12 protein-coding genes are annotated in these 13,054 nt (G+C 62.3%); 8 read left to right on the top strand and 4 right to left on the bottom strand.

The genetic code is table 11. The annotated features are described in order from the left end of the window. The first annotated feature begins 450 nt into the window (after positions 1–450). The 3 genes from AC1DYM_RS22335 (at position 451) to AC1DYM_RS22325 (ending at position 3,011) form a co-directional block, all read left to right on the top strand. Positions 451–1,026 (top strand): isochorismatase family protein, encoded by a 576-nt coding sequence (locus tag AC1DYM_RS22335; RefSeq protein ID WP_477342142.1) that lies wholly within the window; start codon positions 451–453, stop codon positions 1,024–1,026. Positions 1,027–1,058: 32 nt separating this feature from the next. Next, positions 1,059–2,039 carry an alpha/beta fold hydrolase gene (locus tag AC1DYM_RS22330; RefSeq protein WP_477342140.1) on the top strand — a complete coding sequence of 327 codons (981 nt, stop codon included), beginning with the start codon at positions 1,059–1,061 and terminating at the stop codon, positions 2,037–2,039. A gap of 381 nt (positions 2,040–2,420) precedes the next feature. Continuing rightward, positions 2,421–3,011 carry a helix-turn-helix domain-containing protein gene (locus tag AC1DYM_RS22325; RefSeq protein WP_477342138.1) on the top strand — a complete coding sequence of 197 codons (591 nt, stop codon included), beginning with the start codon at positions 2,421–2,423 and terminating at the stop codon, positions 3,009–3,011. Between the two features lie 5 nt (positions 3,012–3,016). On the opposite strand, the gene AC1DYM_RS22320 is transcribed toward AC1DYM_RS22325, so the two are convergent. After that, the gene (locus AC1DYM_RS22320; RefSeq protein ID WP_477342136.1) at positions 3,017–3,562 is read right to left on the bottom strand and encodes a carboxymuconolactone decarboxylase family protein; all 546 of its coding nucleotides are present in this window, start codon (positions 3,560–3,562) and stop codon (positions 3,017–3,019) included. A gap of 52 nt (positions 3,563–3,614) precedes the next feature. Here AC1DYM_RS22320 and AC1DYM_RS22315 point away from each other — a divergent pair, with 52 nt between their 5' ends. Continuing rightward, the gene (locus tag AC1DYM_RS22315) at positions 3,615–4,658 is read left to right on the top strand and encodes a LysR substrate-binding domain-containing protein (RefSeq protein ID WP_477342134.1); all 1,044 of its coding nucleotides are present in this window, start codon (positions 3,615–3,617) and stop codon (positions 4,656–4,658) included. On the opposite strand, the gene AC1DYM_RS22310 is transcribed toward AC1DYM_RS22315, so the two are convergent. Then, positions 4,628–5,089 (bottom strand): nuclear transport factor 2 family protein, encoded by a 462-nt coding sequence (locus AC1DYM_RS22310; protein WP_477342132.1) that lies wholly within the window; start codon positions 5,087–5,089, stop codon positions 4,628–4,630. The genes AC1DYM_RS22315 and AC1DYM_RS22310 overlap by 31 nt on opposite strands. Before the next feature lie 118 nt (positions 5,090–5,207). Continuing rightward, on the bottom strand, positions 5,208–6,101 hold the full coding sequence (locus AC1DYM_RS22305; protein ID WP_477342130.1) for a LysR family transcriptional regulator: 894 nt from the start codon (positions 6,099–6,101) through the stop codon (positions 5,208–5,210). A gap of 103 nt (positions 6,102–6,204) precedes the next feature. Here AC1DYM_RS22305 and AC1DYM_RS22300 point away from each other — a divergent pair, with 103 nt between their 5' ends. The 3 genes from AC1DYM_RS22300 to AC1DYM_RS22290 all read left to right on the top strand — a co-directional run bounded on the left by AC1DYM_RS22300 (position 6,205) and on the right by AC1DYM_RS22290 (position 11,092). Continuing rightward, positions 6,205–7,284, top strand: coding sequence for an alkene reductase (locus AC1DYM_RS22300; RefSeq protein WP_477342128.1), 1,080 nt, complete (start codon positions 6,205–6,207; stop codon positions 7,282–7,284). 5 nt (positions 7,285–7,289) lie between these two features. Beyond that, positions 7,290–8,012: a pirin family protein gene (locus AC1DYM_RS22295; protein ID WP_477342126.1), complete on the top strand. Its 723-nt coding sequence runs from the start codon at positions 7,290–7,292 to the stop codon at positions 8,010–8,012. A gap of 137 nt (positions 8,013–8,149) precedes the next feature. Next, a complete protein-coding gene (locus AC1DYM_RS22290; protein WP_477342124.1) occupies positions 8,150–11,092 on the top strand; it encodes a sensor histidine kinase in 2,943 nt (980 codons plus the stop codon). 7 nt (positions 11,093–11,099) lie between these two features. On the opposite strand, the gene AC1DYM_RS22285 is transcribed toward AC1DYM_RS22290, so the two are convergent. Further along, a complete protein-coding gene (locus AC1DYM_RS22285) occupies positions 11,100–11,705 on the bottom strand; it encodes a response regulator transcription factor (protein WP_477342122.1) in 606 nt (201 codons plus the stop codon). A 202-nt stretch (positions 11,706–11,907) separates the two neighbouring features. Between AC1DYM_RS22285 and AC1DYM_RS22280 the strand changes: the two genes are divergently transcribed. Beyond that, positions 11,908–13,054: molybdopterin-dependent oxidoreductase (locus AC1DYM_RS22280; RefSeq protein WP_477342120.1), on the top strand; the 1,147-nt coding region annotated here is incomplete at its 3' end.

Below are 13,054 nucleotides of genomic sequence, written 5' to 3'. Positions count from 1 at the left end.
CTCCAGATGCTCATGAACTGGCAAGGATGTGCGAGCGTGAAGAAGCGCATCGACCGCCATGATTCGCAGACCTCGTCATTGCCTACATACCGCCCGGAACCGAGGCGAGCACCACATGGGTCGTCGCTCACCAGTTAGCAGCTCTAGCCAGTTCGCGAGCGCCTCGTCGAGTGCCACCCGAATGGTCGCCCCGTTTAAGGGCGCTCGTAAAATTGGTCATCGATTGCGCAGCGGCGCTATTCCGCCCTGATCAGCTCGCGACCAAAGATTCCTGCGGGACCTTCATTTGAACGCTCGAAAGGGCGCGACTTCTGGTCCTCACCCAACTTTAGGCTTGGCTGCTGACAGCCCCCGTTTGGGTGAAGACATAAGAGATCGGATCTATCCTAATGCCGCGAAGGAACTGTGAAGCAGTTTAGAGCACTCACGCAGACGACGCTGGGGACGACGATGCACAAGAACGCATTCACACCGGATAACGCAGCGATGCTGCTTATCGATCATCAACTCGGCACGATGTCGTGGACCCACTCCCACGACGTCAATCTGGTCAAGGAAAACGCGTGCAAGCTTGCACGCATAGCCGTCGGGGCGAACATGCCGGTGCTCATGACGTCGAGCATGGAAGACCACGCACAGGGGCCGCTGTTGCACGAATTGCAGGAAATCCTTCCCGACGCGTACGAGCGGCGAATCAAGCGCCCAGGCATCGTCAATGCCATGCATCACGAAGGGTTCAACAACGCCGTGAAGGCATTCAGTCGCAAGAAGCTGGTCGTCGCAGGCATCACGACCGAGATCTGCGTTCTGTTCCCTGTGTTGCAGATGCTCGACGAGGGATACGAAGTCCAGGTGGCCGCGGACGCTTCGGCGTCTTACACGAAGTATGGCGATGACTTGGCACTCCGGCGCATGGCCCAGGCCGGAGCGGTCATCATCACGCACGACCAGCTCATCTCGGAGCTGGCCGTCGACTGGCGCACTCCACTAGGCCAGAAGCTCTCCGGCATTCTGAACTACCACTGACACCAATTCTTTATGCATCGGAAAGGATGAGCATGAACCACAAAATTCACTCCGCTATTGTCGCGGCAACCGTCGCGGCGGCGTCACTGTTCATGGCGCCTGTCAGCATGGCGGCGGTGCCCGCGGTGCCAACCCAGGCCACGCCGGTCACGGTGCACTACCGCGACGCCACGATCGAAGGCGTCAAGGTGTCTTACAGGGAGGCGGGCCCATCGAACGGACCGGTCGTCCTGTTGCTGCACGGCTTCCCAACGTCGTCCCACATGTTCCGCAATCTGATCCCGTTGCTCGCCGACCGTTACCACGTCATCGCGCCGGACTACCCAGGCTTTGGTCAAAGCGACGCGCCGGATCATGCGAAGTTCGCGTATACCTTTGCCCACTATGCGGACATCGTCGACGCACTGGTGACCCAGCTTGGCGCCAGGCGCTATGCGATGTATGTCATGGATTACGGCGCCCCGGTGGGTTACCGCCTCGCGTTGAAGCACCCCGAGCGCGTGACCGGTCTCATCGTCCAGAACGGCAATGCCTACGACGAAGGCATCCGCGACTTCTGGAATCCAATCAAGGCGTATTGGGCCGACGGCTCGATGCAGCACCGCGAAGCACTATCCGATCTGGTGACGCTGCCGACGACCAAGTTCCAGTACACGGACGGCGTCAAGGACCTTTCACGCATCAGTCCGGACAACTGGGTGATCGACCAGGCGGGGCTCGATCGGCCGGGTAACAAGGACATACAGCTCGATCTCTTCTACGACTACCGTACGAATCTCCCGCTCTATCCGAAGTTCCAGGCGTTCTTCCGCGAACGCAAGCCGCCGACCCTGATCGTCTGGGGCAAAAACGACAAGATCTTCCCTGCCGAAGGCGCGAGCCCGTACCTGCGCGACCTGCCCCAGGCCGAGATGCATCTTCTCGATACCGGCCATTTCGCGCTGGAGGACAAGCTCGATGAGATGGGGCCGCTGATCCGTAGCTTCCTCGATCACAAGGTAAGCGACCGCTAACGTTGCATTGAACGGGCGAGGGGTAAGCATGGCCGATGGCCTTTGCAGTAGCACGGGCAACGCGCCCGCGATCGTGGGTGCCGCCGTGCGTTGGTGCATGGAGCTGCCCGGCGGGATTACCTGCGCACTGGAAGACTACGACCTCGGGTCCGAAACGACCCTGGTGACGTCCACTGCCGCACCGGGCATCTTTTCCTCTGTCATGGCGCTCGATGAGAGCCTGCGGCTGGTCCTTCGCGACACCGCCGGGTCCAGCGGAGAGGGTTCCCTCGCCATCTCTGCGAAGACACTCATCGACACGGCCCGCTCCTGGCATCTTGCCGGGATCACCAGGCCGTGCCGTCTGTTGGTGATCCAAATGACCCAGATCCCGGCGATGTCGTGCATCGTATCGTTGCGGATCGTGGAAATTCGCAAGGACGGGCGCCGCGCACATGCGGGGATGGCCCCCTGGCGGGCATCTCCGCCGCCATTCTCTATCTGGCGGAGAACCGTTCGGGAGCCTTTTCCGAGGCGATCGGTCATCTCACCCAAGCCGTCATGGCGCACGTGTCACTCTCGTGCGATCCGCGCAACGTTCCTCCGAGATCGGAGTCGTTGGCACCATGGCAACTCCGCCGTGCGACGGGCTTGATGCAATCTCGCTTGCAGGAAGGCGTATCCCCTGAAGAGCTGGCCAACGCCTGCGGGCTATCGGTGAGCTACTTCAGCCGGCTCTTCAAACGATCGACGGGCGTGAGCACCCACCAATGGCTGCTCGGACAGCGCGTGGAACACGCCAAGCATTTGCTCGAATGTACAGGCACGCCGATCGCGGAGATCGCGACCGTGTGCGGATTTGCGGACCAGGCTCATTTCACTCGCGTGTTCTCGCGCCGCGAGGACACCACGCCATTGGTCTGGCGCCGTTTCCATGCATGCGGTTCTGGCGGGACGCAGGGCGTCGGCGTTGCCGCCGGCGCCCATGGTTAGTCCTGTCACGCTGCTTCGGTGAAYTCGACCGCGGGGAAGTCGATATCCGTTCTCGCCACTTCGTTGAGAAGGTTCGTGAAGGTATTCTCGGCGACCAGCGCGATGATTTCGATGATCTCCGCGTCGCTATAACCTGCGGTGCGTACCGTATGCAGTTCCTGGTCACTGACCCGGCCACGCAACGTTGCCACCCGTGTGGCGAAGGTCACGGCGGCCGCTGCTTTGGCATCGGACGACGTACCTTTGCGGTTGAGTGCGATCTCTTCGGGGCTGATCTTCGCCATGTTCAGGCCGATGTACGTATGCGCAGACAGGCAGTAGTTGCATCCATTGACCTGTGCCACGGCAAGGGCGATGCGTTCCCGGGTCTTGACGTCGAGCGCCTTCGACAGGGCGCCCTGGAGTCCGGTGAGTGCCGTCAGCGCTACCGCGCTCTTGCCGGCGAGCCGAAAGATATTGGGAACCACGCCCAGTTGCTTGTGGATGGTCTGCAGGATCGGTTTGGATGCTTCCGGGGCTTCGTCCAGGGCGGGAATGGTAAAGCGTGACATGGCGGTTTCCTCGTCGTTTTGCTGGCCGGTATTGGCCGTGATGTAGATAAGGTTGCGCCACCCGGACCAGTCTGATAATCCAGCAACATCGAGAAATACTTTATCGGAATTCGGAAGAATGGATCGTTTCGAGGCCATGGCCATGTTGGTTGCAGTCGCCGATGCCGGTACGTTTTCCGCTGCGGCGCGCGCGATCGAGGTTCCGCTGCCGACACTCAGCCGGAAGATTTCCGAGCTCGAGAGCATCATCGGGAGTCGCCTTCTCGTCCGAACGACGCGGAAAATCACCTTCACGGACGCCGGGGCGATTTACGTTGCCAACGCAAGGCGGATCCTGGAGCAGGTCGAGCAGGCTGAGCGCGAAGCCGCGGGCGAATTCACGACGCCGAAGGGCGAGTTGGTCCTGACGGCACCACTTCAGTTCGGCAGGCAATGCGTGTTGCCCGTCGTAGCGGCTTTCCTTGCGTCGTTCCCCGATATCAACATCCGGCTCATGCTCGCCGATCGCACGCTGGACTTGGTCGACGCACACGTCGACATGGCCGTCCGCATCGGTGACCTGCCAGACAGCTCCATGGTTGCCACACACTTAGGGCAGATGCGCATGGTGACCTGTGCCAGCCCCCGGGTGCTCGATGGCCACGGAGTGCCACGGTCGCCAGCTGCGTTGCTCGACCTGCCAACGGTGTGCCCCGAAACCGGGTTCTTCGCGTCGGCCTGGCGATTCCGCGATCCCCGCAAGGGGCACCTGATCGATGTAACGGTCATGCCGCGGCTTCGTGTTTCCACGACCGAGGCGGCGGCAGACGCGGCCGTCGCCCACGTGGGAGTCGCGCGGCTGCTCCACTACCAGGTGGCCGACGCGGTGCGGGCCGGCCACCTGAGACTCGTGCTGTGCGACTACGAGCCTGATCCGATTCCGGTCCACTTGGTGCATGTGTCGCGTGGCCAGATGCCCGTGAAATTGCGTAGATTCATCGATTTTGCAGCGCCCCGGTTGCGCTCGGCGTTGCAGGCGCTGAGCGGTGCGTCCCCGGTCGGGGAATCCGCGCTCACGGTTGTCGATCAGAGTCCGAGATCTGACAGCGACGGGTGATCGTCCGGGCGTCGTCCCAGCGGCCAGTGGAACTCCCTGTGCGCTTCCTCGATAGGGGCGTCGTTGATACACGCATAGCGACGCTGCATGATGCCTTCCCCATCGAAATCCCAGTTCTCGTTTCCGTAGGATCGAAACCAGTTACCGCTGTCGTCGTGCCATTCGTAAGCAAAACGGACAGCGATGCGATTCTCGGTAAAGGCCCACAGCTCCTTGATCAGGCGATAGTCGAGCTCACGCTGCCACTTTCGGGTCAGGAACTCCACGATCTGTTCGCGGCCGGTGACGAACTCGGCGCGGTTTCGCCACTGGCAATCCGGGGTATAGGCCAGCGCAACCCGGGAGGGATCACGGCTGTTCCATCCGTCTTCGGCAGCGCGCACTTTGGCGACTGCCGTTTCGAGGGTGAACGGAGGTACGAGTAGGGTCATGGGTGTTTCCCTTTGATGATGGCCGAAGCGACCGGCGTCGCTTCCAGCGACCTTATGCGACCCGCCCCTGAAGCGTCTCCACTCTTACGGGGATCTTTCGTGGATCGAATGGGGGTTCTCAGGGCTCGCCTGCTCCTGCCGAGGCCAGGCGTTCCTTGAGGAAGTCGATGAAGCGCTGCACTTTGGCGGGAAGCAGGCGTGTCTCGGTCATCGCGTAGACGGGGATCGGGTTACCGCTCCACCCCGGCAGCACGCGGCGTAGCGTCCCGTCCGCCACTTCCTGCGCGATCACGGCGTTCGTCATGAGGACGATGCCCATGTCCAGCGTCGCGAGACGTTTGATCATGCCGATGCTGTTGACCTGGATCCGACCACCGACCGGCAGGTCGACGGTACGTTCGCCATTGCGAAGGTGCCAGTGGCCATTCCGCAGGATCGTGAAGCACGCATGTCCCAGGAGGTCTTCCGGGGTGGACGGCTCGCCGTATTTCCGCAGGTAGGCGGGTGATGCGTAGAGACGGGGTATCAGCGTCGCAATGTTTCGTGCAACCAGATTGGAGTCGGCCGACTCCCCCATGCGAATCGCCATGTCGAAGGGCTCGGCCACCAGGTCGACGCGGCGCGGTGTCAGGTCGAAGTCGAACGTAAGGCCTGGAAATAGTCCGGCGAACTCTGCGATGAGTGGTGCCAGGTAATAGAGGGCAAAATCGACCGACAAGGAAACCCGCAGCGTGCCGGTGGGCTGCGCGAGCATGTCGGTCAGCTGTTCGTGCGCTAGGCGCGCTTCGTCGACGATTCGCTTGCACCGCTCGAAATACAGCTGGCCCGCTTCGGTCGGCTCGATGCGACGCGTTGTCCTGTGCAGCAAGCGCAGGCCGACGGCCTTCTCGAGCTCGGTGATCCGGCGCGACAGGGTGGAGTTGGGAATGCCGACCGCCTCCGCCGCCTTGCGGAAGCCCCTAGCTTTGACGACCTCGACGAAGAGCGCCATGTCCCGCAGATAGTCGTCCATCATTGCTCCATAAATGGGACAATTTGATCCAATTTACCATCTTTATCCCATGTCGTCAGCGACCTAACTTCTCCCACAAATACTGGCAACCGGGAGAAATCGAATGAATACGATGTTTGAACCGTTTCACATGGGTCGCATCATGCTGGCCAACCGCTTTGTCATGGCCCCGATGACCCGATCGCGCGCGCAGCATGACGGAACACCGGGCCACAGTGCGGCAACCTACTACGCGCAGCGCGCGGGCGTGGGCCTCATTGTTACCGAAGGCACCCAGCCGTCCGAGGACGGGCAGGGGTACATGACCACGCCGGGTATCTATTCGGACGACCACGTGGCGGGCTGGAAGGTGGTGACCGACGCTGTACACGCAAAGGGCAGCAGCATCTTCATCCAGCTGATGCATGCGGGTCGCATGTCGCATCCCGACAACACGCAGCACCATCGTCAAGGCGTGGCACCGTCGGCGATCGCGCCGGGCGCACCCATGTTCACGATGTCGGGCATGCAGGATATTCCGGTGCCGCGGGAGCTGACGACCGACGAAGTTCGCCGGACGGTGCAGGACTTCCGTCACGCCGCCCGCCGCGCGATCGAGGCGGGCGCCGACGGTGTCGAGATCCATGGTGCGAATGCCTACCTCATTCACCAGTTCCTCGCGCCGAGCGCCAACCAGCGCTCTGATGAATACGGCGGCTCCATCGAAAACCGCGCGCGGTTTGCAATCGAAGTCGCCCAGGCGATCGCGGACGAGATCGGTGCGGACCGCACTGCGATCCGCCTGTCGCCTGGTACGGCGATGTGGGGTATCGACGAAGGCCCGGATGCCGCCGATCTCTACCGATACCTCGTCACCGAGCTGAACTTTCTGGGCCTCGCCTACCTGCATGTCATGCACCTCGGAAACGACGCGTTGCTCAACGACATGCGGAAAACGTGGAAAAGCACGTTCATCCTGAATCGCCCGGGCCGAGTGCTCGATGCCGTCGGTTCCGATGTCGCGGCGCATATCGCGGATCTCGAAGCCTATGGCCAGATGGTCCTCGCCAATCCCGACTTCGTGGAGCGCCTGAAACTGGATGGCCCGCTTAACGAACCTCGCCGTAACATGTTCTACGGCGGCACGGACGAAGGTTATATCGACTACCCGACGCTGGCCGACATCGAAGTCACCCAGGAGTAAGCCGAATGAACGTCCTGGGGTTGAGTCGCATGAACCTCGGCGCCCACTTCCGTGCCACCACGCTTCGTGGTCCACACGGAGCGTTGGGTCCATTCCTCGGCGTGGACCATGCATGGATGAGTGCGCCCACATTTCCCCCGCACAGCCATGGAGGCATGTCGGCGGTGTCGTATGTTTTTCTCGACTCCGAAGCCGGCGTGGAGAATAAGGACGACATCGGTACGCACAACATCATCAGGCCGGGCGGCCTCCACTGGACGACGGCCGGGCGTGGCATCACCCACGACGAAGTGCCGGCCGAGGTCGGAAAGACGGTGCATTCGTTGCAGATCTTCGTGGACCTGGCGCCCGCGGATCGCGCCATCGAGGCAGCCGCACTCTCTCTCGAGCCCGAGGACGTGCCCGTCACGTCCCGTGGGGATGTGAGGGTCAGGGTACCGCTGGGCGGCTATGAGGGCCTCGAATCGCCGCTGGAGACACCGACGGACGTCACCATGCTGGAGGTCTGCCTCAATCCAGGTGCGGCGTGGTCTCTGCAGATTCCCGCGGGAGACGTCCTGTTTGCCCTCCCGATCTACGGCGCGTTCCAGGCTGACGGGGTCGGATTCGCGGCCGACGGCATGGAGGTGCCGCTCTGGCCGGCCGCGGACACCGCGCGAGAGGTCCGGGTGACGGCGGGCGATCAACGCGTCCTCGCGATGTTCTTCTCTGGTCGTCGCCTGGACTGAATGTGAGGCTCCATCGACATCGGCCGTCAATGGGCATGTCGAGGGGTCTCAGCGGTTGCGTAGCACGGTGAGTCCGGTGGACTGTTCGATCATGGGTGGGGGAAGAGGCAATGGTCAGGCGTATGGTGGTGCTTGGGTTGGCAGCCCTTTTTTTCCCGGACATCTCGATGTCTGCGGCGGCGCCTGCCACCGAGGCACTCCACAGTTTCGTGCACGTCGCCTATTCCAAGGAGTTCGGCGCGCCCGGTGACGTCTCGAGCTTGGTGCTGGATGACGACGGATTCCTTTGGGCGACGGCAACGAAGGGCATAGTGCGATTCGATGGCGTCAGTTTCCAGCCCTTCGTCCCGCGCCCGGGCCAGTCGTACCAGCAAGCACAGGTGACCTACCTGTTTCCCGCCGAGGGTGGCGGCGTGTGGATGGATAGCGACACGGCAGGGCCGTCGCTCGCGAAGGACGGCAGCCTGACGGTATACGGCGAGCAGCAGGGCTACATCGGCACTCGCGCACGTTTCTTCAGGGGACCTACGGGGCGCGTCAGCTCGGTTACCTTGAGTGGGATCTTCGAATTCGTGGGAGGTCGATGGCGACGTACGTTTGTTCCGGCAGCCGGCATGCGCCCCGAGAGCGCCACCGTGGACGCGGACGGCAACGAATGGCTCGCCGCTGGCGACGGCCTGCAAGTTCGCGCGAAGGAAGGAGGGCCCTGGCGGGCCGTCTCCGACATGCCTGAAAAAGTCTTTCGGGTCCAGGCGGGACAGGGAAGGAGGTTGTACGTCCGAACGCCCGATGCGCTGCACATTTTCGAGCGGAATGGCGTCACGTTGACGGAACGGGCTCGCCCCCTTGCAACGGATAACCAGCGTGCGCTGCTGGAGTCACGCACCGGGGCGCTTTGGATCACCGACGGCGAAGGCTTTCGCTACATATCGCCGCAGGAGCTGGACAACGCCGAGTCGTCGGGGCGCGTGCCCGTCGCCCAACGGTTCGGGAAGGTAGACGGCTTGACCGGAAGTTTTGCCTGGCCACTGCTCGAGGATCGTGAGGGCAACATATGGGTGGGGACGGACGGCGGTCTGGATCTCTTCAGACGTGCCGCTTTTACCTCGGTCGATCTGCCACCGGCCATTCACGAGGTCTCCGTGGCGACAGGTGCGACCGGCGACGTTTGGGTGACCAGCGAGACCAAACCCTTCCTCCACGGGCAACTGCCTAGGCAACCCATGCCTTTCGGGCCGCGTGGGGCCATGACGCTTGCACTTGCCTACGACGGGTCACGCAATGTCGCGTGGGCCGCGAACTTGGACGGCCTCTGGAAACTGGGTCGTGACGAGGCAGCCTTGGTCGCACCCAACCCGTATCCCGGCATCCGAAGCAACATCGATTGCATCGCCGTGGATAGCGGAGGTCGTGTCGTCACATGTCCACCAGGGGTCGCGACGATCCCCAAATCGTGGAACGGGCTCGTCTGGAGCGATCTGCCGGCCCTGCCCGGCGCGGCCGGCGTAGCCGTCTTCGACAAGCACGACACGCTGTGGCTCGGCATACGTTCGCAACCGATACTGGTGCGCATTCGCGGGATCCGGATCGATGTCTTTCGCCGGTCCGATGGTCTCGCCACGGGACCGGTGAGAGCACTGTATCCTGACGATTCCGGCATCTGGATCGGTGGCGATGCGGGAGTACAGCACTTCGACGGGAAGGCGTTCCTCTCACTCCGGGTCGTCGATAGCGCAAGCCTGGCTTCGACGACGGGCATCGTGGAGAGCGATTCGGGCCACCTCTGGATCCAGACCCTCGACGGCGTCATGCGCTCGCGCCAGAAGAATGTTGCGTCATTGATCGGTGGAAGTCGCGAGCCGCTGGCATTCGATGTGCTGACCCAGAAGGACGGGCTCAGCGGAGCCCCCGATCCTGACCGTACGCTGCCGACGTTGCGCAAGGGGCCCGATGGAAGGATCTGGGCGCAGACCATGGGTGGGCTCTCATGGATCGATCCCACCCATATCAGCGACCCGACGGTTCCGGCCGCGCCGCGGATCGACAGCGTTTGGGTATCCGGTGCACTTACTATGCCGCCGTTTGAACGACTTCGGCTTCTGCCCGATCAGGATGAAATACGCATCGGATACGCCACGGCGACCTTGGCCAAACCAGAAGGCGTGCATTTTTCCTACCGCCTGGTCGGGTTGTCGGATGAGTGGGACGATGCTGGCGCGCGCCGCGAGGCGACGTTCACCAACCTTCYGCCAGGCCGCTTTAGATTCGAAGTGCGCGCCATCAATGCCCTCGGAAAAACGGCCGGGACAACCACGCTTGTATTCGAGCGCTTGCCGAGCCTCCATGAAACCGGCTGGTTTCGCCTCCTTCTCTTGCTTCCGTTCGTCGGTGCGCTCTGGTTGGCTTACCACCTGCGGACCCGGTCGATCACCCGGAAGCTGAAGATCCGGGCGGAGGAACGCGAGGCCGTAGCTCGTGATATCCACGACACGCTGATCCAGCGCTTCCAGGGGCTGACGCTCACGATACAGACCTGGTCGTCGGATACGTCGTTACCCGAGCGCCACAGGACGGACGTGGCAAGGCTCGTCGACGAGGCGAGATGCGCTCTTATCGAGGGGCGCGAGCGAATCGGCGCCCTGCGTAGTTCGCAGGATCATGGCCTGGGCCTCTATGACGAGCTGTCCAACGAAGGCAGCCGGCTGTCCGAAATCCACGGTGTCCCTTTTATTCTCAAGGTCTCGGGAATCCCGCGTCCGCTTCGACACGAGGTCTATGGCGAGCTTCGCGACATCGGCATCGAAGCGGTGAGAAACGCATTCGAGCATGCAGGGGCGACCCGCGTCGACGTCGGCGTGTCGTACGAGGACGAGCATCTGTGGCTGGTGATCGCCGATGACGGTAGCGGGATGGACGAGCGCGCACTTGCAACGTCGTTGAAGGAACGGCACTTCGGGTTGCTCGGCATGCGTGAGCGCGCGGAGCGCTTGCGCGCCACCGTTCGCATGGACACGGCTCCGGGCGAAGGCACCGAGATTCACGTTCGCGTGCCTGGGCGGGAAGCTTACAGTCGCCGGTAGCGACCCATCAGGGATCGATGAAGCCGCGCTGCACCGCGATCATTACCGCGTTCGCGCGATCGAGCGCACCGAGCTTCGACATGATGCTGCGCATGCGCGACTTGATGGTCTCCTCGGAAACGGCGAGGAGGCCCGCAATCTCCCGATTGCTTTGGCCCCTCGCGACCAGTCGAAGTACGCTCACCTCGCGAACGGTGAGGACTTCTCCGCCTATGTGTTTCGTGAGTTCGTGAGCGGCTTCCGCGCCGATGACATGACGCCCAGCAACGGACGCGCGGATCGTCTTGACGATTTCCTCGATCGTCGCGGATTTCAACAGGTACGACGTGGCGCCGAGCGAAAGCGCGCGCATGATCCGGGCGTCGCCCGGATAGCTGGTCAGGACGATGATGTTCGCATCAGGGAAATCCTTGCAGATGAGCTCGATGGCCCGGAGCCCGTCCATGCCGGCCATCTGTAGGTCCATCAAGGTAACCGTGGGCTTAAGGGCACGGAATTTAGCAACCGCATCGGCACCGTCGACCGCCTCGCCGACGAGCTCGAGACTGACTTCCCGTGACAGGGCTGAGGTGAGCCCGTGCCGCATGACGGGGTGATCCTCGGCGATGAGCACACGAATCACAGGCGGGCTATGGCTCGACTCAATCATCCTTGGACTCCTCGGTCAGAACAGCCCGGCGTCACCGACGTGCGCCGTACGCCTCTTCAGCTTGCTAGCTAAGCCGGGCCATTTCAACACCCGAGTGGGGGTGTCCTGGGCACGCCATCGCCTGATATGACATATGGACAGATGCTTACCCGCGGAGGACCCGACCATGGCCGGCAAAGATATCGAGGGCATTCGTCCCTACAGTCATCCGGCAGGCGGCTGGGGCGCCCTGCGAGCCACGGTAAAGGCCGTGCTAGACCAGATGCGGGCGCCTGAAGCGACGATGACGCTGCTCAACACGAACCAGCCCGACGGCTTCGACTGTCCGGGCTGTGCCTGGCCCGACAAAGACCATAGGTCCACGTTCCGGTTTTGCGAGAATGGTGCGAAAGCGGTGACCTGGGAGGCAACGAAGAAGCGCGTCACGCCGTCCTTCTTCGCCGGGCATACGGTGACATCTCTCCTGGCGTGGTCCGATTACCAGCTCGAGAACGAAGGAAGGTTGACCGAGCCGATGGTCTACAGCGCGGATGTCGACAAATTCGAGGCGGTGGGTTGGGATGAGGCTGTCGATGCCATCGGCACCGCGCTGAGAGGGCTCGACCCGAACGAGGTCGAGTTCTATACATCTGGCCGCGCATCGAACGAAGCCGCCTTCCTCTATCAGACTTTTGCGCGCGAGTTTGGAACGAATAACTTTCCCGACTGTTCGAACATGTGTCACGAAGCGACTAGCGTGGGTCTTCCGCATTCGATAGGCGTTGGCAAAGGTACCGTCTCGCTCGATGATTTCGAGTACTGCGACCTCATTATCGCGATGGGCCACAACCCGGGCACGAATCATCCACGGATGATGGGAACCCTCCACGAGGTGGCTCGCAGGGGTGTCCCCATCATCGTGTTCAATCCGCTGGTCGAGCGTGCACTCGAGCGATTCGCGGACCCCCAGAACGCACTCGAGATGGGCACGTTCTCGTCGACGAATATCGCTTCGACCTATCTCCAGCCGATCGTCGGTGGCGACGCTGCCGCCCTGAACGGCGTCATGAAGGCGCTCATCGACCTCGACGACGCGGCGACCGACGGCGGGGCAGTTCTGGATCACGAGTTCATCGCGGCGCATACCGAGCGGTTCGGAGAACTTGTCGCAACTCTGCGGGCGACGACGTGGCTATCGATCGAGGCGGCGTCCGGATTGCGTGAAGCCGAACTCAGGGTCGTCGCAGAGGCATACGCACGGTCGAACGCGACCATCGTCACCTATGGCATGGGGATCACGCAGCACCTCAACGGAACGTCGAACGTCAACCAGA

The organism is Luteibacter sp. P1_D3, assembly GCF_056406135.1.
Note: the sequence above shows the minus strand (reverse complement) of the source record. Positions and strands in the feature narration are given on the sequence as shown.

Excerpts from the sequence above, each read along its gene's own strand:
- AC1DYM_RS22300 (WP_477342128.1), top strand. The coding sequence starts at position 6,205 with ATGAATACGATGTTTGAACCGTTTCACATGGGTCGCATCATGCTGGCC.
- AC1DYM_RS22295 (WP_477342126.1), top strand. The coding sequence starts at position 7,290 with ATGAACGTCCTGGGGTTGAGTCGCATGAACCTCGGCGCCCACTTCCGT.
- AC1DYM_RS22310 (WP_477342132.1), bottom strand. The coding sequence starts at position 5,089 with ATGACCCTACTCGTACCTCCGTTCACCCTCGAAACGGCAGTCGCCAAA.
- AC1DYM_RS22305 (WP_477342130.1), bottom strand. The coding sequence starts at position 6,101 with ATGGACGACTATCTGCGGGACATGGCGCTCTTCGTCGAGGTCGTCAAA.
- AC1DYM_RS22335 (WP_477342142.1), top strand. The coding sequence starts at position 451 with ATGCACAAGAACGCATTCACACCGGATAACGCAGCGATGCTGCTTATC.
- AC1DYM_RS22330 (WP_477342140.1), top strand. The coding sequence starts at position 1,059 with ATGAACCACAAAATTCACTCCGCTATTGTCGCGGCAACCGTCGCGGCG.